At 45.8% G+C, this 19,106-nt stretch carries 19 protein-coding genes, 1 tRNA gene and 1 pseudogene; 14 read left to right on the top strand and 7 right to left on the bottom strand.

Annotated elements, in window-relative coordinates:
• The first annotated feature begins 239 nt into the window (after positions 1-239).
• Positions 240-680 (top strand): IS200/IS605 family transposase, encoded by a 441-nt coding sequence (gene tnpA / locus U5R06_14980; GenBank protein ID MDZ7724066.1) that lies wholly within the window; start codon positions 240-242, stop codon positions 678-680.
• A gap of 1,433 nt (positions 681-2,113) precedes the next feature.
• Here tnpA and U5R06_14975 read toward each other — a convergent pair.
• Together U5R06_14975 and U5R06_14970 are read right to left on the bottom strand one after the other, a co-directional pair.
• Complete coding sequence (locus tag U5R06_14975; GenBank protein MDZ7724065.1) at positions 2,114-2,515, bottom strand: type II toxin-antitoxin system VapC family toxin; 402 nt, start codon at positions 2,513-2,515, stop codon at positions 2,114-2,116.
• A complete protein-coding gene (locus U5R06_14970; GenBank protein ID MDZ7724064.1) occupies positions 2,496-2,759 on the bottom strand; it encodes a hypothetical protein in 264 nt (87 codons plus the stop codon). The genes U5R06_14975 and U5R06_14970 overlap by 20 nt, the downstream gene beginning before the upstream one ends.
• A 518-nt stretch (positions 2,760-3,277) precedes the next feature.
• Here U5R06_14970 and U5R06_14965 point away from each other — a divergent pair.
• Positions 3,278-3,463: a DUF4258 domain-containing protein gene (locus U5R06_14965; protein ID MDZ7724063.1), complete on the top strand. Its 186-nt coding sequence runs from the start codon at positions 3,278-3,280 to the stop codon at positions 3,461-3,463.
• A 431-nt stretch (positions 3,464-3,894) separates the two neighbouring features.
• Here the strand turns inward: U5R06_14965 and U5R06_14960 are convergent, their stop codons facing one another.
• Together U5R06_14960 and U5R06_14955 are read right to left on the bottom strand one after the other, a co-directional pair.
• A complete protein-coding gene (locus U5R06_14960) occupies positions 3,895-4,074 on the bottom strand; it encodes a type II toxin-antitoxin system RelE/ParE family toxin (GenBank protein ID MDZ7724062.1) in 180 nt (59 codons plus the stop codon).
• 645 nt (positions 4,075-4,719) lie between these two features.
• Positions 4,720-5,073 (bottom strand): DUF5615 family PIN-like protein, encoded by a 354-nt coding sequence (locus U5R06_14955; GenBank protein ID MDZ7724061.1) that lies wholly within the window; start codon positions 5,071-5,073, stop codon positions 4,720-4,722.
• 144 nt (positions 5,074-5,217) lie between these two features.
• Here U5R06_14955 and U5R06_14950 point away from each other — a divergent pair.
• A pseudogene (locus U5R06_14950) lies at positions 5,218-6,375 on the top strand (IS4 family transposase).
• Positions 6,376-6,395: 20 nt separating this feature from the next.
• On the opposite strand, the gene U5R06_14945 reads toward U5R06_14950, so the two are convergent.
• Positions 6,396-6,638: a DUF433 domain-containing protein gene (locus U5R06_14945; protein ID MDZ7724060.1), complete on the bottom strand. Its 243-nt coding sequence runs from the start codon at positions 6,636-6,638 to the stop codon at positions 6,396-6,398.
• Between the two features lie 346 nt (positions 6,639-6,984).
• Between U5R06_14945 and U5R06_14940 the strand changes: the two genes are divergently transcribed.
• The 6 genes from U5R06_14940 (at position 6,985) to U5R06_14915 (ending at position 12,188) form a co-directional block, all read left to right on the top strand.
• Positions 6,985-7,548 carry a hypothetical protein gene (locus U5R06_14940; GenBank protein MDZ7724059.1) on the top strand — a complete coding sequence of 188 codons (564 nt, stop codon included), beginning with the start codon at positions 6,985-6,987 and terminating at the stop codon, positions 7,546-7,548.
• Positions 7,549-7,832: 284 nt separating this feature from the next.
• Positions 7,833-8,243 carry a hypothetical protein gene (locus tag U5R06_14935; GenBank protein ID MDZ7724058.1) on the top strand — a complete coding sequence of 137 codons (411 nt, stop codon included), beginning with the start codon at positions 7,833-7,835 and terminating at the stop codon, positions 8,241-8,243.
• Positions 8,244-8,858: 615 nt separating this feature from the next.
• Positions 8,859-9,863, top strand: coding sequence for an OmpA family protein (locus tag U5R06_14930; GenBank protein ID MDZ7724057.1), 1,005 nt, complete (start codon positions 8,859-8,861; stop codon positions 9,861-9,863).
• Between the two features lie 59 nt (positions 9,864-9,922).
• Complete coding sequence (locus U5R06_14925) at positions 9,923-10,189, top strand: hypothetical protein (GenBank protein MDZ7724056.1); 267 nt, start codon at positions 9,923-9,925, stop codon at positions 10,187-10,189.
• A gap of 917 nt (positions 10,190-11,106) precedes the next feature.
• A complete protein-coding gene (locus tag U5R06_14920; protein MDZ7724055.1) occupies positions 11,107-11,787 on the top strand; it encodes a glycoside hydrolase family 5 protein in 681 nt (226 codons plus the stop codon).
• Positions 11,778-12,188 (top strand): hypothetical protein, encoded by a 411-nt coding sequence (locus tag U5R06_14915; protein ID MDZ7724054.1) that lies wholly within the window; start codon positions 11,778-11,780, stop codon positions 12,186-12,188. The genes U5R06_14920 and U5R06_14915 overlap by 10 nt, the downstream gene beginning before the upstream one ends.
• A 953-nt stretch (positions 12,189-13,141) precedes the next feature.
• Here U5R06_14915 and U5R06_14910 read toward each other — a convergent pair.
• A tRNA-Leu gene (locus tag U5R06_14910) sits at positions 13,142-13,225 on the bottom strand.
• A 280-nt stretch (positions 13,226-13,505) separates the two neighbouring features.
• Here U5R06_14910 and U5R06_14905 point away from each other — a divergent pair.
• From U5R06_14905 to U5R06_14885, 5 genes are all read left to right on the top strand, one after another.
• A complete protein-coding gene (locus U5R06_14905; protein MDZ7724053.1) occupies positions 13,506-13,886 on the top strand; it encodes an HD domain-containing protein in 381 nt (126 codons plus the stop codon).
• On the top strand, positions 13,841-14,059 hold the full coding sequence (locus tag U5R06_14900) for a hypothetical protein (protein ID MDZ7724052.1): 219 nt from the start codon (positions 13,841-13,843) through the stop codon (positions 14,057-14,059). The genes U5R06_14905 and U5R06_14900 overlap by 46 nt, the downstream gene beginning before the upstream one ends.
• 18 nt (positions 14,060-14,077) lie before the next feature.
• Positions 14,078-14,692 (top strand): Yip1 family protein, encoded by a 615-nt coding sequence (locus U5R06_14895; protein ID MDZ7724051.1) that lies wholly within the window; start codon positions 14,078-14,080, stop codon positions 14,690-14,692.
• Positions 14,693-14,723: 31 nt separating this feature from the next.
• Complete coding sequence (fbaA, locus tag U5R06_14890; GenBank protein ID MDZ7724050.1) at positions 14,724-15,797, top strand: class II fructose-bisphosphate aldolase; 1,074 nt, start codon at positions 14,724-14,726, stop codon at positions 15,795-15,797.
• An 87-nt stretch (positions 15,798-15,884) separates the two neighbouring features.
• Positions 15,885-17,210 (top strand): Coenzyme F420 hydrogenase/dehydrogenase, beta subunit C-terminal domain, encoded by a 1,326-nt coding sequence (locus U5R06_14885; GenBank protein ID MDZ7724049.1) that lies wholly within the window; start codon positions 15,885-15,887, stop codon positions 17,208-17,210.
• Between the two features lie 48 nt (positions 17,211-17,258).
• Here U5R06_14885 and U5R06_14880 read toward each other — a convergent pair whose 3' ends face one another.
• Positions 17,259-18,974, bottom strand: a complete 1,716-nt coding sequence (locus U5R06_14880) for a FlgD immunoglobulin-like domain containing protein (protein MDZ7724048.1) — start codon at positions 18,972-18,974, stop codon at positions 17,259-17,261.
• Between the last annotated feature and the right edge of the window lie 132 nt (positions 18,975-19,106).

Below are 19,106 nucleotides of genomic sequence, written 5' to 3'. Positions count from 1 at the left end.
TGTATTTAGGATTTTATGCATATTTATATCAGCTTCTCATGATTTATATAATTGAATTTCTTTCATCTGTTCAAAATTATCAAGGACTGGATTATTGATGGTTGCAATTTTATTGTGCTTTTAAAAACCACTGCCTCTGGCAGTGGTCCCCTGAATAGGTTCCACCAGTAGCTTAATTTATTTGTATTTTTTATAATGTACCTCCCTGAAAGGCGCGTTAAGAAATCAAGGAGGTACAAATGAGTAGGTTTAAGAAGTTAAGTCATACTTTGTACGAATGCAAGTATCATGTTGTCATTTGTCCGAAATATCGTTTTCGAGTGTTGAAGGAAGAGATAGCAGAATATACACGACAGCAGCTATATCGATTAGCCGGGCAGAAAGATTTGGTAGGAATTCTTGAGATGAATATTCAACCGGACCATGTGCATATGATATTGTCGATACCGCCGAAATATTCGGTGTCAAATATCATGGGGTTCCTGAAGGGCAAGACGAGCATAAATTTGTTTCACAGATACGAAAAGCTCGGTAAGCACTATTGGGGACGTCATTTTTGGAGTCGCGGCTACTGTGTAAGCACTGTCGGTTTGGATGAAGAGATGATCCGCAAATACGTGAAATATCAGGAAGAGAAGGAAAAAGAGATTGAAAATAACCAACTGAACTTAAAATATTGACGGCAACCCCCAGCGCCCCTTTCAGGGCTTAACATGTCAAGCCACCACCTCTGGTGGTGGTACTTGACTTATTTGTGTCTTTTTGTGTGTTCCGCGGGCCTGTTTTTGAATTTTTATTAAAGAACAGGCTGTTCCAAGGGTCATGTCATTTTCAAATTGCAGCGTCTCATATCGCGTCCCTAAAGGGACGCACATTTATCGGATTTATATGTCTATAGATATATCGTCCCTGACGGGACTGGGTCTGTGCCGATAGTGAATCAATGCGATATCAGGCTGATTGTTAGGGACAGGATGTCTATAGAAAGATTAAAAGCATTATTTCCGTCCCGTCGGGGCGGCATATGCCGGAGCTGCATGCAAAGTGATTATGTGTATTTTATAGTATTAATGAAATAGTTCGTTTCGTTCGTGTCGTTCGCTGCCTGTTATTTCAAGCAACGAACAAAAACGAACGAGACGAACTGAAAACTTTAAATTTTTATACAATATTCCCCCGGTTTTTCTTAAAACTTGACTTTTTTTACTATTTACTGCCTGTCCTTAACGCTTGAAACTTTGATTATATTGTTCGTTTTGTTGGTCTCGTTCGTTGCTGATTGTTTTTTAACAACGAACAAAAACGAACGAGACGAACGAGGTGAATTGATTGATACGGTGATCTTGTTTTATTGCATGTTTCGCGACCTGTTTTTGAATTTTCATTAAAGAACCGGCTGTCCCCAGGGTCATGTTATTTTCAAATTGCAGCGCCTTATATCGCGTCCCCAGCGGGACGCACATTTATCAGGTTTCTATGGCTATAGATATATCGTCCCTGACGGGACTTTGTATGTCTGCGCCGCATAGGAATAGAATATTTGCAATTTCGATTATTGATGAAATAGTTCGTTTTGTTCGTGTCGTTCGTTGCTTTTTTAGTTGAGCAACGAACAAAAACGAACGAGCCGAACGAGGTGAATTGATTGATGCGGTGATCTTGTTTTATTGCATGTTCCGCGGGCCTGTTTTTGAATTTTTATTAAAGAACAGGTTTTCAAACGGTCATGTCATTTTCAAATTGCAGCGTCTCATATCGCGTCCCCAAAGGGACGCACATTTATCGGGTTTATATGGCTATAGATATATCATCCCTGACGGGACTGGATAAATGCCGATAGTAGTGAATCAATGCGATATCAGGCTGATTGTCCCGTTAGGGACAGAATGTCTATAGAAAGATTAAAAGCATTGTTTCCGTCCCATCGGGACGGCATATGCCGGAGCTGCATGCATATGAAGAGATAATTTGCATTTTGAATTATTGCTGAAATAGTTCGTATAGTTCATGTCGTTCGTTGCCTGTCTTTTTTAAGCAACGAACAAAAACGAACTGAATACCAGATTTTCCTTAACCCTTTAAACTTGCTTTTTTTCTTACCATATTTTGTTTATTAATACCAATCTTCTATTTCTAGATCCTGTATTCTTTCAAAATGACCGATATTGTGCGTGACAAGAATTAAATCATTATTCAATGCAATCCCGGCTATTAAAATATCGATATCATCTATCAGTATCCCTTTTTTCCTCAAGTTGGAATAAATATTTGCTGAAATTTCTATAGAATTTTGAGTGAGAGGGAGTATTGAATTATATCGGGAAAATCTCAGAAATGACTCGAGCTGTTTTCTGGAATCTTTATACTTTAAACCGCTTAGAATCTCATAATAGGTGATAATACTGATACTGATTTTCTCATATTTGATGAGATATTTTTTAAACGATTTTACCGTATTTTTCTGATTTCGAAGAAAATATGAAAGAGTATCCGTATCAATCAGTGCCTGCTTCACGGTGCCCCCTTGAGCGAAATGCTCTGCTCCTGCGGATTTTTATATTATTTATAAATTCATCAAACTCTTCTTTAGGCATATCTTTCCAACTACCGGCCAATTCTAATGTCTTCTGGGGATTAGATGATTCTTCATTCAAACCCAAACGATAATAATGCAAGAGATCAAATATCTCGTGTACATTTTCGTCCGGGATTCTTTCAATTTCTTTAGAAATTTTTTCACGGATCGTTGATGCACGCATATAAACTCCTGTTGAGAATATTATCAAGGCTGCATGGACAGAATTTGCTATAGTCGATGATGTATATGCAGCGTAGCGAATATTATAACATACAAAAAACGCCTGAAAAATAAAAAAGGTTTCTCAAGCCGACAATAATTGTCTATTTGGGTTGGTTGCTAATCATTATTAAGCAACGAACTGAAAACCAGATTTTTCTTGACACTTTACTTTTTTCTTTTTATTTACTGCTTTCCCTTAACCCTTAAAACTCGCCTTTTTTTCTACTTTCTTTTTACTATTTCCTGCCTTTCTTGCCCCTTGAACCAGGTTTATATTGCCGCTTGCCTTTTAGGATTGAGAGAGAATTATACTTGCTTTCAAAAGCAACAATATTTACATTTGTGTATGTTGATAGTGTCAGATAAATATCCCGATCTTTTATCATTTGAGATTGTTTGCAGAATACATGCAACCCAGCGGATGTTTAAGCGGAATATAAATGAACAAGAGATTTTCCAGTTGATTGAAGGGGGCAGATTATTGAAGAATATGCGGACGATTATCCGTTTCCGAGTGTGCTGATAAACGGCAAGACAATGAAAAATCGTTACATCCATATTGTAATGGGACTGGATGCTGAACAAAAACGTCTTTACATCATTACTGTTTATGAACCGGATCCTCAAATCTGGGATGAACAATTTAGCAGGAGAGTAAAATGAAATGCGCAATTTGCCGAAACGGCGATACAAAACCCGGTACGACCACAATTGTTCTTGAAAAGACCAATCCACTCTTATTTTTAAAGCAGTGCCGGCTGAAATCTGCGAAAATTGCGGGGAGGAATATGTATCTTCCGAAACCAACCAAAAAATATTAAACCGGGCCGATGACGCATTACAGCGCAATGTATCCCTGGAAATGCAGAATTTTGCTGCGTGACCCTACGCACACCAGCTTTTTTTTGCTTTTGAAAAAAATATTCACCCGGCCGCCAATAGTGTCCCGGTTCATATAACGGCTTATCGGGTGTGTCCGGAGCAGTTTGAAACCGGAAACACAGTTTCCCATACATTGGGGCGAAATGCAATTTGGGAGCCGGATTGTGCGGGTTTTTGATATTGTGGGCAAGGCGTGTTTTTCCAAGTGACCTTTATTTTTTATAAATGTCTTTTCTATGACCAATCGTAATCACAAGTACCAACAATTGATCGTCGTGTATTTCATAAATGACACGATACGAACCGATTCTGATTCGCCAGGCCGGTCTTGCTGAGAGGTTTTGGCATCCCGGAGGACGAGGATTTTCAGCGAGGTCATAGATGTCGGATATGATTCGCGATTGATCCTTTGAGGTGATTTTATTTAAATTATCTCATTCTTTGACTTGAGGTTTACAACGTTACGAGTGGTTTCCCTGCAGAGGAAAAGTTTGCGTTATCCAATCAAATGCGCCGCAGTGCCTCATCTATTCCGATGAATTTGGTAGAAGGCTCAGCGCGCAGCCACGAGTCTGAATTCAGGCAGTTTGTGAATATCGCGAGAGGATCTTGTGCAGAATTGTCGTATCAGCTTGAATGATCCCGTGATTTATCCTATCTCGATACATCGTTGTTTGACAGGCTTTTTACAAAATGTGAGGAAATCGGCAAGATGCTGAATGTCCTGCACCAGAGGCTAAAAGCTAAAAGCTAAATGCTAAACGCTATGTGCCAATTTAGTGAGCCGGTGCCCGGCCCCGTGAAATCATACATCCTCCTGATTCATAAAGCGAAAAAAATATCCCTACCGCTTTTACCCTGCTAAACCAGCAAATATCTATCTCACGGGGCAGCGAGGGGGATACTTTTTCTTTTAAATGGGATTATTACTATCCGGTGACATTAATGAAAAATGGAGGAGTGTTGAATGGTTGTTTTGATTTCTGATTACAGAGCTACATATGGCGTCTCCAGACGGGCGTATGTTTATGTTGTTATTAATTTTTATTGATTTGTCTGATTCGTAATTTTGATTCTTCAACAACGATGATACTACCGGGTTCAATATCAATTTTCAATCGAAATAATTTATCACAAATGGATTTTACGTGTTCAGGATTTAAATCCTTTACGCTGATGTATATTAATCCGTAAAAATTAATTTGCTTATGAACAACGAGCGTCCCACAGTCTGAATCATGGGTAAGGGAAAAGCATTTTTCCCTGTATGCAATATTTAACAACTCTTTATCAGTTTTTCCATGCCATCCTTTTTCTTTAACATCAATGACATCCAATTCATTTTCTCTAAAATACTGTACAATTTTGGGAGATATGTTCTCATCCGCCAGTATTTTCCAGTAACGTCCGGTTAGGTAATTGCAACGCTCAGATTATACAAAAAAATATGACATAACACAAAAAAACACTTGACATTACGTCAAAAATTTTGAAGTCGATTTTCATAACATTAATAAATATAAGGTGTTATGGAAATGCGACGTAAATTCAAAAAGTTTAAGCCTCGACAAAAATCTAAAACATTCAAAAGACTAATGGAACCGATCAAGGCTATCTTGTCCAAGGTACCACCATTAGTTTCACGAGGAGATCGACCTCTGCAAATGACATTTGAAGATCAACTCAATGCCCTCGTGTTTTATCATCTTGAAGAGCATGAATCAGGGACTCATCTTGTCCAGGTTCTTCAAGAAGATACATTTGCTCGGGAGCATATTGCCCGAAAGAAGGAATCAAAAAAGTAGCTTTTTTGAGGCTATCAACAATCGCGGCCTCGAACAACTAGCTGTTGTTTTTAATGAACTTCAAGCCAAAGCTGCGACCACTATCCCAAAGCAATTTGAACATTTGGGGGAGCTTGTTGCCATCGACGGTTCTTTGATTGATGCTGTTCTTTCAATGACTTGGGCTGATTATAGAAACGGCTCTAAAAAGGCAAAAGTTCATCTCGGTTTTGATATTAATCGGTCCATTCCAACAAAACTATATCTCACAGGCGGTTTAGCCGGTGAACGACCATTTGTCGATCAAATACTCTCTTCTGACCAGTCCGGCGTTCTTGATCGGGGCTATCAATGCCATAAACGCTTTGACCAATGGCAGGAGGACGGTCGTCAATTTTTCTGCCGCATCAAAGCATCGACGAAAAAAAATGTCTTTATGCACATGACATAAAACCAGAAAGCATTGTTTTTTATGATGCTATAGTTTTATTGGGGACGCCGGGCACCAATCAAACAAAAAAGTCGATACGACTTGTCGGTTATAAAATCGGCAATGTAAAATACTGGATCGCGACAAATCGTTATGACCTCTCTGCAGAAGATGTTGCTCAGGCATACAAACTTCGTTGGGAAATTGAAAATTTCTTCGCTTGGTGGAAACGCCATCTCAAAGTCTATCATCTCATAGCTCGAAGTCAGTACGGACTTATGGTTCAAATTCTCGGCGGCCTCATTACATATTTGCTACTGGCAATCTATTGTCATGAAAATTATAACGAAAAAGTTAACATCGAAAGAGTGCGAGAACTCCGTATTCAAATTCAAAATGAAGTGCGAGATTCCGACAAGAAAAATCGTAGAAAATCTCATCGAAAAAATCGACGAAATTACTTACGTGCAAAAACCTAACCGGACGTTACTGAGTATTTTCAGGCTTTTAAATTTCTTGATGTTGATTCCAAATCCACAACAATTTCATTCCTCAGGGAATCAGCGGCATATTCCAGACAGGCCTGTATATCCTCATGTGACAGGTGCGGATAATCCTCAATGATTTCCTTTTCTGATACATTGGAGGCGAGGAGTTTGAGAATATGTTCAACGGATATACGGGTTCCTCTTATTATGGGTTTGCCGCCCAGTATTTTGGGATTTACAGTAATTCTATCCATGATTTATTGTCCTTATAATAAATAACCGACTTTAAAATAAGAGATCATTTTATGAATATCAAGACTATTTTTGAGGACACTGTGCCTTTTTAAAAAGGGTGCATCTGAATCCAGTTTGCAGGTTCCGCCATACCCGCACGCCATGAAAACAGAGGATGTTAGCTATTGGCAATTGGCTTTTAGCGGAAAACCTGGGGTAGATATTTTTTTAAAATGGGTGAGAGAGTTTGTATTGTTTTTCGTTCTACAATTCACTATGTTTGCAAATCGGGAGCGTGGTAACGATCGTTTCCGGAATCTAAAGCGGTTCATCTCACCTTTTTCAAACGGCAAAAGGAGGTCACCCATGCGCTATTTAATAATCTTTTTGTTGTTGTTCTTGTCCTGCAGTCATTCTCTGTTCACGGGACTGCCAAAGCAGGAACGCGTGATCGTGGAAGCGTTTGACGGGTTGGCGCATGTCCTGATGGATTCCGGGTATGCGGTGGCCATCGGCAGGGGCGTCAGCGCCCGCGAGGGGTTGAGCAAAAAAGAGGCGCGGTTGACGGGACGCGCGGCTTTGCTGGATGTGGTGGATTCTGTGTTGCAGGATTTGCACCGACAGGCGGAGGAGCTATGGCCGGAGAAAATGGACTCTTTAGAGTCGCAGGAGGTCTCTGCAGATCGTCCGAACGACCCAACGGATTTGGGACTGGCGTTCGCTGAAATGTTTGAGGTGATGCGCAGCGAGTGCGTCACGGACAAGCAGGAGCGAACGGTGTGTTATGCGCTGGTCCGGGTGGAACAGCGTGCTATTCTGTCCTATTTCAAACAGACGCACGAACTTGATGATGTTTCGGTCATGATATATCCAGACAGGATTAAAGCGCTGTATCATGAGGCTCTAATTGCGATGCTGGAACCGGAGTGAACAGCGAGATTTACATCGGGAAATATCATGGCCGAATGCTTTTTGTCAACTGAACAATGGAGATGTGGGGAAAATGAGCACCAACACTGTGCTACAAGACAGATATGAATACCGGGAGCCATCCGAACCGCCAACGAAAAAGTCCCGATTCATTGGGCAGCTTGTATGGGTGTGTGGTGCGATCTGACACAGGAAACACAGTTTCCCATACATCGGGGCTCCCAAATGTAATTTGAGAGCCAGATTGTGCGGTGTTTGACATTGATCAGGAGTGCTTTTATCTCATGGTACAGCCTTATATCGTCCGCTGGCTGGCGTTGAGTTTGAGTGCTCCTATAAACATTATTCTGTTCCCGACCACTGATGAAAACTCGTCTCATCCCCGGGCTGTGGTGTGGCATTATTCAAATGATGTTTTTTCGCATCACTCCCGGACAATTTATACAAATGCGCATGTTCTGCCACAGCCGCAAGACACGAAAGAAGAGGGGGTAGCGGAAGACAGGCAGGCGAACGGCCGGCCTGCGTTGTTCAGCAGGACGGTAAACCGGCTGTCAAGAGTGTTCGGTAGGTGGGTTGTTTGTTCGGCAGCAAGGATGCTTTTAGTTGCCTTTTTAGATGCCGGTTTAGTGAGCCGGTGCCCGCCCCTTGTTGTGCTTTACTATTGGCAAAATTTTCAAGGGCGGGCAGCCTGACTGTAGCGAGGGGGAGACTTCCCCCTTAAAATCTACAGGGTGCAGGGTATATGGTATGGGCGGCGGGTTTGGTTTTTGTATACGGATATACGGTTCATATGTATCCTCTTTAGATTTTGCAAAAGTCGTATTTGATCAACGCAGTTTGATCCTGGATTTAGCCTTTAGCTCAACGCTAATAAAATTCTTGATTTTCTTTGTAAAAAATGATAGGTTGTTAGGTATGACTTTGCACAGCAAACATATTGGGATACGCTCTCCCGATCTGTAAGATTATGTTGGGGTACAAAATCCCCGTTACATGTACCGCATTTGCAGGACCGCATGATACAAGCCCGGCGCCAAAGATGTAATGCCGTTTCTCAAAAATCCGGATCAAATCAAATGAGGGACGGAATCTTTTTTTCGATCTATTACAAACGAAAAAATAGGATTTTTTTTAATCAGCGTGGCCGCGCCGGCCCGGCTCTGGGTTGAAACGTTTAGGCAGTCCCGATTGACCGTATACTGTACACGCTGTTATAATTTACAGGAAGGGTATATTTTAATATCCTGAAAATACAATGATATCAATTGAATCCGGAAATAAATCTTTTCAAAAAAAAAGAGGTTGTTATGTTTAAAAATTTGATTTTAATTTTGATGATAATGATTTTTATTTTCACGGGAATTCGAACAGGGTATTCCCAGGAAGATGCACAAAATAGCAAAGACCACCCCATGATCTCCCGGTACGAGGGGTCTTATATCATTGGCTACGAAACCATTGACTATGATCGATTGGTCTTTCCAGCAGGCCTGGACGGTGAAGAGATGTCCGAACGCGTGGAGGCCGAAGGTCAGGTCACCCGTATCCTTTATGTGGCTCCTCAAGGCCTCTCCAGTCTTCAGGTTCATCGTAACTACCAGATGGCCCTCAAAGACGCCGGTTTTGCCATGGTTTTTGAATGCATGGAGGAATGCGATCCCATAGAAAATATGGTTTATGGAGATGATCAACGTCTCAAGAATTACGATCCATCCTGGCTCCCCGACGAAGCTCTTTTGCCCTGGAACACCAAAGACGAGCGCTATGTATTGGCCAGGCTCCCGGACGCGGACGCAACAGTGTATGTTTCCGTTTACACCGCCCTGCATCATTCAGAGGGAAAAGAACAACTGGTCGGCCACCCCGTCACTCTCATTCAGGTTCTCGAGGAAAAGCCTATGAGCACGGGTAAAGTAGAGGTTGACATAGATGCTGAGGCAATGGCAAAGGATCTTGATAAAAAAGGAAGCGTTCGTATTTACGGCATTCACTTTGATACAGACAAGGCCATTGTTAAGGAGACATCCGAATCTGTGCTTGCTGAAATAGCCAAGCTTTTGGAGCAAAATCCGGATCTTGACTTGCGTGTTGTGGGGCACACAGATGCTGCCGGGAGTCTGCAGCACAACATGGATTTATCAAAGCAGCGTGCAGAGGCCGTCGTGGAATTTCTCTCGTCCGAACATGGGATATCTACAAACAGACTCAAACCCTATGGAGTCGGCCCGTTGGCTCCCGTTGCCGGCAATCAAGATGAGGATAGCCGCGCACGCAATAGACGGGTTGAATTGGTTAAAATAGTAGAGCAATGATGTTGACTTGGAAAATCGGCGTCAAATGCTGCCGGTGCACGTGTCTGAAATGAGAGATTGTGCGGTCAGTGCGGCTGATATCGCCCCTGCAGGGCCTGGATTCGGGTTTGCGGTCGTTCTCCGGGCGCTGCCCGGAGCTTTGTTATGCCGCCCCGTCGGGGCTGGGAATGTGCGTTGATTTTGCTTATATGGTTGATGTTCAAATGCGATCGTATTCGAGTTTTGCGGTTGTGTCCATTATTCACTTGTATCGACGGCCCGAGCTCCAAGGGGGCGTGACTATTATCTCGTTTCCAGCCTGGACCGAGGCCGCTTGTCATCCCTAATAATCCGCAGCTTTCGCCATAGCCGCACGCCATGAAAACAGAGAGGGTGTTAGCTGTTGGCTATTGGCTTTTAGCGGAAAATCTATGGAGGATATTTTTGTAAAATGGGCGAGAGTTTGTATTTCAATATCTCGAGTTTTCTATTGACCTGCTATGGCATTCTTTTCGCAAGGGCAAATGAGGCTAATGACTAATAGTCACAAGCTAGAGGCTAGAAGCTAAATGCCGGTTTAGTGAGCCGGTGCCCGCCTTTGGTGATTGCCTGTCACTATCGGTACGAATGATACGGGGCGGGCAGCCTGGCTGCAGCGAGGGGGATGCTTCCCCCTTTAAATCCGGTGAGCTTAAGTTTGGATATCTGTCTAATCATTGTTTTGATTTTATTTCAGGTCGATGATAGCCTTCCCCGGGTGTAGCTTGAAACGAGCTATACGTATATTTTGCCTTCAACTCTACGTAGACTTTTCTGAATCGAAAGAGAACGGTAGCCTGGAATGTCACGGTTGCAATGATGACACTGGAAACACAGTTTCCCATGCAATGGTGTTCCCAAATACAATTTGGGAACAAGGATAGAAATGGGAATAAGGGAACATCGGAGGTTTGGGGGTTGTGATATATGATATGAGGTGTGTGGTTTTGCGGTACGAGGTCCAAACGGGATCAGACGGTTGTCGGGTGCGGCCCGTCCGGTTTCGCCGGTCGACCAACCTGGTCGACCTACAACACAGGGCGGGCAGCCTGGTTGCAGCAAGGGGGATACCTCCTCTTAAAAATAAGCAAAACTTTACAAGGTGCTTTAATTACCCGGATATGTCAATCTCCGGAAAATGGAGAAAAATCTGGGAAAATTCATTTTTATGTTTAAATTACAAAAACGGCAAGACTTTAGCTGTCAAACCAAAAACGAGGTGGATATGAAAGGGACGATTTATGGAGTACTGGGGATGCTGATTGTATGTTCACTGCGGTGCGGAACATCGGTAGAACCATTCGAGATTCATCGCGGCACCAATATTTCTCACTGGCTGTCGCAGAGCGATCGCCGCGGCGAGGCGAGACGCGCCTGGTTCACCGAGTCGGATGTGCAGCTGCTGGATTCGCTGGGATTTGATCATATCCGCATTCCGGTGGATGAGGAGCAGTTGTGGACGCCGGACGGGGAAAAGGAAGCAGAGGCGTTTGAGCTGCTGCATGCGGCGCTCGACTGGTGCGCTGAATATGGTTTGAGCGTCATCGTGGATCTGCATATTCTGCGCTCGCATCATTTCAACGAAATCGAACGGCCGCTGTGGCAGGACTCGACCGCCCAGGACCGCTTTGTGCAGTGCTGGCGCGATTTGTCGGATGAGCTCAAGGACTATCCCGTGTCCATGCTGGCGTATGAACTGTTCAATGAACCGGTGGCCGAGGATGCGGACGAGTGGAACCGCCTGTATCAGCGCGCCCTGGGTGCGGTGCGCGAGCAGGAACCGAACCGCATGGTGGTGGTTGGCTCCAACCGCTGGCAGTCCGTGGACACGTTCAGTGAATTAGAGGTGCCGCAGGATGATCCCAACATCATCTTGAGTTTTCACTTTATACGCCCATGCCCCTGACGCATCATCAGGCGAGCTGGTGGCGGCTCGCCGGCGAGTATGCTGGTCCCGTGCACTATCCCGGGCAACTGGTGCAGCCCGAGGACCTGGAGTCGTATCCGGAAGCGGTGCGTGAGAAGATTCAGGACAACAATGGCGTGTATAACCGCGAAAAACTCGAATCTCTGCTCGGCGAACCGCTGGAAAAACGCAAAGAAACCGGACTGTCCCTGTACTGCGGCGAGTGGGGGTGTCTGTCGACGGTGCCGCAGGAGGATCGCCTGCAATGGTACCGGGATGTGCGCTCGATTTTCGAATCCCGGGATATCCCCTGGACCACCTGGGATTACAAGGGCGGTTTTGGTATCATTGAGAACGGAGAGATCAATGAGGCGCTGGTCGAGGTGCTGCTGAACGAGTGATCAAGCGAACCTTTGTATGCGTTTGATGCCGCTCCGTTGGAGCTAAATTATGCTGATGAATCGACTCCGGGCGCTGCCCGGAGCTTTTTATGCCGCCCTTTCAGGGCTGGGATGTTGCGATACGCTGTGGTTTGCGGTAACCGGTTTGCAGTCTGTAGTCGGGTAGGCGGGGTATTGGGGTTTGAGGTTCGGGAAAAGGGTCAAGCGAACCTTTGTATGCGTTTGATGCCGCTCCGTTGGAGCTAAATTATGCTGATGAATCGACTCCGGGCGCTGCCCGGAGCTTTTTTATGCCGCCCTTTCAGGGCTGGGATGTTGCGATACGCTGTGGTTTGCGGTAACCGGTTTGTAGTCTGTAGTCGGGTAGGCGGGGTATTGGGGTTTGAGGTTCGGGAAAAGGATCAAGCGAACCCCTGTATGCGTTTGATGCCGCTCCGTTGGAGCTAAATTATGTTGATGAATCGACTCCGGGCGCTGCCCGGAGTTTTTTTATGCCGCCCTTTCAGGGCTGGGATGTTGCGATACGCTGTGGTTTGCGGTCTGTAGTAGGTCGGGGTAGAGGGTATGAGGAACTGGATGGCTGGATTTTGTAAAGACCGCTATTGGCGCTGGGAGAGGCGAGGGTCGGGGGAGCGGGGTATGTGGTGCGCGGGATGAGGTGGGAGGTTTCAGGGACGAGATATGCGGGAAACGGATACGGGATATTATAGTTCGAGTATTGCCGGTTGGAATCGGACGATATTGAGTGGCTTTACTGTTCTTCGGATGGTCTGTGTGTCCGTTGATTTTGATTCGTGTGCGCATTCAACCGACCTGTTTCTGAATCGAGGGAGAACGGGTGTTCATGGCCGGCCGTCCGGATTCGTGGCTTGTCCCCCTAATTGATATTTAAAATAAAAAAAGGCATGATCGTCAATTCAGCAATCATGCCTTTGTTGTTCAGAAGACTTGCGTGCCGAGGGCGGGAATCGAACCCGCACGGAGCGAACCCCGCTGGATTTTGAATCCAGTGCGTCTACCAATTTCACCACCTCGGCTAAAACGTCGTAAAATATATGAAATCAGGCGGGTAAAGTCAAGATGAATTTTACGTTTTACAGCTGAATTTGAGCGATTTTTGCCGGTGCCGGTTGGTTTTACTTGAAATTTTGAAATAAATTCACTAAACTTGTATCTTTACAATTAAACGGAGAATTTCGGATTGACGGTTGAACCCGAACATAGAGGTTGGACGCTTCCATCGAGTGTCTTTGAAGCGTTGTTCATTGAACGAATCACATACTACCGGCGCTTGCCGCTCATACAAAGTCAGGGTTGATGCACAGCCAAGCGTTTGACAAAGCGATTCGGTTTGCGGCGGTGGCGCATCAGGGTCAGTTGCGAAAAGGCACGGATGTACCGTATATCGTGCATCCGTTTGCGGTTGCCTCTATTCTGAGACAGCAGCGCTGTCCGGAACCGGTGGTGATCGCCGGTCTGCTTCATGATACCATTGAAGATACGACTGTGACGCTTGCATTGATCCGCGAGCAATTCGGAAACGGGATTGCCGACATGGTTGATGCGTGTACCGAGCCGGAAAAGACATTGCCGTGGGAGCAGCGAAAAAAAGCAATGATCGAACGCGCCGGTTCGGCAGAGCCGCAGGTGAAATGGATCATGCTGCTGCGGATAAATATCATAATTTATCAACCATGACCCGGGAATTCCAAACATCCGGCGAACAGTTCTGGGAGCGTTTTTCCCGCGGTTATGAGCAGCAGAAATGGTATATGCAATCCATGGCAGACGCCCTGCGGCGTCATTTGCCCGAAGAATATCATAAACCGATGTTTGTGCATTTTGACAAGCTGGTGAATCGGTTTTTTTAACCAAGAGTATTTGTATCTATGAGCGATCATCCTGATCCCTGGAAAACTATCTGGCTGAGTCCCAGAGCGACGATTCGCTGGATCGTTGATCATGAACCCCGGAAACATTTGCTGCGGCTGCTGTTCTTCGGGGGCATTGCGCATGCTCTCAGCTATGCCTCGGCTATGAGTCTGGGTGATATGCTGGGAATGGGCGAAATTCTGGCCATGTCGCTGATTGCCGGTCCGTTGAGTGGATTTGTTGCCTTGTCGCTGGGCGGTCTGGTGTTGTACTGGATTGCCGATAAACTGGGCGGCGAGGCCGGAGTTCACGAAACGCGTATGTGCATGGCCTGGTCCTGGGCGCCCATGATTTATCTGCTCCCCCTGTGGGGAATCAAATATATCCTGTTCCGGGATGAATTGTTTCAGGCGGATAAATCATTTCTCGAATCGCAAACCGTGCTGAACGTACTGTTTGAATTATTCAGCTTTGTCGATTTTGTCGTGACGATCTTTGGCCTGTACATTCTGTTCAGCACATTGGCCGAAGTGAACCGGTTTTCGGTCTGGCGGGCTTTGGGGGCTTATGTTCTCATGAGCCTGGCATTTACGATTCCGGTTCTGATTCTTTTTACTGTATTATCATTATAAACATAACAAACGAAAAAAAGGAGTGCATTCTATGAAAGTTCTTGACTCTATTAAACCCGGTGTGGTTACCGGAGATGATGTTAAAAAACTGTTCAGGATCGCCAAGGACAATGAGTTTGCCTTGCCGGCCGTGAATGTTGTTGGCAGTGACTCGATCAATGCGGTGCTGGAAGCCGCCGCCAAGGTAAAGTCACCGGTTATCATCCAGTTCTCCAACGGCGGCGCCGCGTTTAACGCCGGCAAAGGATTGGCAAATGACAATCAGCAATCCGGTATTTTAGGCGCCGTGGCCGGAGCCGAACACGTGCATCGTCTGGCTGAGGCTTATGGGGTTCCGGTGATCCTGCATACCGATCACGCGGCGCGCAAATTGCTGCCGTGGATCGATGGACTGCTAAATGCGGGTGAAGCGTTTTATAAACAACACGGTAAACCCTTGTTCTCGTCGCATATGCTGGATTTGTCCGAAGAAACTTTGGAAGAAAACATCAAAATCGACTCCGAGTATCTGGCGCGCATGGACAAGATCGGCATGACCCTGGAAATTGAGCTCGGTATCACCGGCGGTGAGGAAGACGGTGTGGATAATACCGATGTGGACAATGCCTCGCTGTATACCCAGCCTGAAGAAGTGGCTTATGCCTATGAACAGCTGAGCAAAGTCAGTGACAACTTTACCATTGCCGCGGCATTCGGCAATGTTCACGGTGTTTACAAGCCCGGTAATGTTGTGCTGCGTCCGGCCATTCTGAATGATTCGCAGAAACATATTCAGGAAAAATACGGGACGCGGGAAAAACCGGTGAATTTTGTGTTCCATGGCGGATCCGGTTCATCTGCCGAGGATATTAAAGAAGCGATTTCCTACGGGGTAATCAAGATGAATATCGACACCGATACCCAGTGGGCGTTCTGGAAAGGTATTCTGGAGTACTATAATGATAAAAAGGATTATCTGCAGGCGCAGATCGGCAATCCGGACGGCGAAGACAAACCGAACAAAAAGGTCTATGATCCGCGCAAATGGCTGCGCGCCGGTGAAGAGTCCATGATTCATCGCCTAAAACAGGCCTTTGAGGAACTCAACTGTATGAATCGTAACTAATCACGGTCCATTTGTCAAGAAGAATCCTATTTTCTGCAATAGGCCACCCGTAAGCGGGTGGCTTTTTTTTAAACGTGAAAGGTGTATATGCATATTGACCGCAACATTCTCAGTATCAGTTTTACCAACACGGATCTCTGTACCCGCTGCGGCACCTGTATCGGTGTGTGTCCGACACAGGCCCTGAGTGAAGATGAAAACCGTTTTCCCAAAATCGATGAGCAAGCCTGTATTGAATGCGGATTGTGCAGCAAAACCTGTCCGGGCGGCAGCGTTCCGTATCGGGATTTAACCCGCATCACTTTTGGTCATGAACAGATGACGGATCACTTTGACGGCCATGTGCAGAAAACATTTGTCGGATACGCTGAAAACAAAGCAATCAGAAAAGGCGCGGCCGGCGGCGGGGTGATCACCGGTTTGATGTGGCATTTGCTGAAAAGCGGACAGGTGGACGGCTGCATTGTCTGCCGAATGAATCCGGGGCGGCCGTGGGAGGGAGAGGTGTTTGTGGCGCGCACTCTGGACGAGCTGCTTCAGAGTCAACAGTCAAAATATATTGTCATACCGGTCAATGAGGTGTTGCAGACTTTGAAAAGCCTCGAGGGGCAATATGCCATTGCGGCTTTGCCCTGTCAGATTCACGGGTTGCGCCTGGCTGAAGAAAAGGCGCCCAAAACGGTGAGTAAAATTTCTGTTCTGATCGGATTGTTTTGCGCCAGTTCCCTGGAACCCCGGGTGACTGATGAAATGTTAAGATCCAAAGGAATTGATAAAAACGATATCAAGTGGTTTGAATACCGCGGCGGGGACTGGCCGGGAAAAATCCGCGCCACACTGAAAAATGACACCATCCGGCCGCTGCACTATTCCAATTTCAAGGACGGGGCGATCAATTATCTCACCTATTTGTACAGTCCGCCGCGCTGCCAGACATGCGTGGACGGCTCTTCTGAATTTGCGGATATCTCGGTGTCCGATGCCTGGACCCGTAATGCCCGGGGACGCTATCTGTACAAAGCGCAATCGCGTCTGCTGGCGCGAACGGATCGGGGTGTGCAGGTGATGCAGTCGGCCGAATCGGCCGGCGACCTGTTGATCCAGGACGTGTCCGAGGATCAGAACTATCAGACTCACAAACTGCATGCGCGCAAAAAAGGCGTAACCGCCTATATACGCGTGCATCGGCTGCGCAAAAAAGGGACGCCGGTTCCGGAGTATGACCGGACGGTAACCGATGTTTCATCGCAGCAAGAGCGTATCGAACGTATGGAATCGTTCATCATGCGGCTGGCGCGCCGTACATCATCACTGCGATTTGCATTGTGGAGTTTTCTGACCAGTCGTTACGGTGTGTTTATTATCAAGCTGAGGCAATGGCGCAAGGCGCGAAAATACAGGCCGCCTCAATAAGCGGAAGGCAAAAAAAAAAGCCCGATTCAACCGAACCGGGCTTTCTCATTATCTGGCCAGAGTCATACGCTTTGATTGTGATGTCTCCGGTGTCTGTAAACGGTAAATATAGATACCACTGGCGACTTTAAAACCATGCTGATCAGCGCCGTCCCAGGTCACCGAATGTGAGCCTGCGGAGCGCTGGCCGTTAATCAACGTCCGCACCAACTGTCCGTTCATATTGTAAATATCCACGGTAATCCGCATATCAATCGGGAGGTCAAAACGGATTGTTGTTATCGGATTGAACGGATTCGGATAATTGGGGTTTAGCTTCAGCTCGGTCGGTGTCTGGGCCGATTCTTCTATCATTGTGGTCGTCAATGTGATCGAAATCGGATCAAACAGTTCTGTCTGTCCGTTCAGATCAACCGCCTCAAGCTGATAATACACGCTGCCTGTTGTGGTACTTTTATCCAAAAAAGAATACTCGGCAGGGCCGCTGGACCCGAATGATGTGTTGATGATCATTTCAGAGTTTGCTTTTTCGAACGAACCCTCTTTTGAATAGCTGCGATAAATATTATAACCAGCATGGTTAACCTCTGTCTCAACTCTCCAGTTGAGTTCAACACCGTCAGCCTGTTCAGTTGCCGTAAAAGATGACAATGTTACTGCGACGGGATCATAGGGCTCATCAAACTGCACCCAGTAATCCTCGACTTCGCCTGCACCGGAAGTACCGTCCGGTGATATATCTCCAACCGTAATCTCGCTGTTAATGCCGTTGATAGCGGCAACAGTCATGCTATTCACGCTGTTGTTGTTTGCGGCTGCTGTGTTTTGTTCCACCACCCGAAACCGCGCGAATGTGAGATCACCGGTGATCACAAAATCTTCTTCAGGCACGGTCAGTTCCGGACTGGTCCAGCTCTGCATATATCCACGACTGTTAAACGAATGTGAGATGACTTTTTCATCAGCTGCAAAGGTTCCGTCGCCATTGTAATCGATCCAGCCTGCTAAAAGAGCGCTGCGGCCGGTTTTGTTGTAAACCTGGGCGCGGATCTGAAACACATTGCCTTTTTCAAGCATGACCGGGCTAATGGGCTGCCCGTCTTTGAGAAAAGTGATTCCGTCTTCATCATTCTCGTTGCTATTGTCATCAGCGGATGCCATTTCATTCGACAGGGGGTGTTCTTCATAGTCTATTAAATCGCCCAGGCGCAGGTGCTTGGGTTTGATTTTATGTTTGGCATTGGAATAACCTCTTGAAGAAGGAGCGTCACCGTGATCGTAGGGTTCCAGTTCAAGGGTGATCCACCTGGTTTTCGCATTGCTTGTTTTATTGCCGTCTATTACAGAACATTCGATCCAGATATCTGGGGATGATGTCCCGGATATCTCGATTGCGGCTTCAAAGCCTTCTGCGTGATCGTTCGCGTCCGGGTTGATCCAAAAGAATGAATTCGAATTGTTGTCTACAGAATTTGCGCTTTTTATTTTAATGCCTGCGTATTGTGATGAAACAATCGGGTGTTCATCGTTGGTATGGGTATACACATATAGGGTTTGGCTGTTGTCGTCGAATCTTAAAGATATCTGGCCATAGACCGTTTTACCATTCGTGTGTGTCAGGTTATAAGCAATATCTTCTTCAGTCCATTCATTATGATTTCCGTCCACGACAGCTGTGTCAAATGTCGGGATGACCTGGGCTGTGAGCGGCAGGCCTGTCATTAAAAGTATGAGAAAAGAGTATATAATGTAAATGCGTTTCATGGTTGCACCTTTTTATTTTATTGCTTTCTGCTTTATATACCCTCAATTCTCATGCCAAACCCCTCAACCGGTCGAAAATGCCCCGGCTAAAAAAAGCAGTTAAAACCATTAAAAATAAGTGTTGAAAAAAAT

The sequence above is a fragment of the candidate division KSB1 bacterium genome (assembly GCA_034521575.1).
Lineage (GTDB): Bacteria > Zhuqueibacterota > Zhuqueibacteria > Residuimicrobiales > Krinioviventaceae > JAXHMJ01.
The sequence above is the reverse complement of the archived record's forward strand: the minus strand, read 5'-3'. Positions and strand labels throughout refer to the sequence as shown.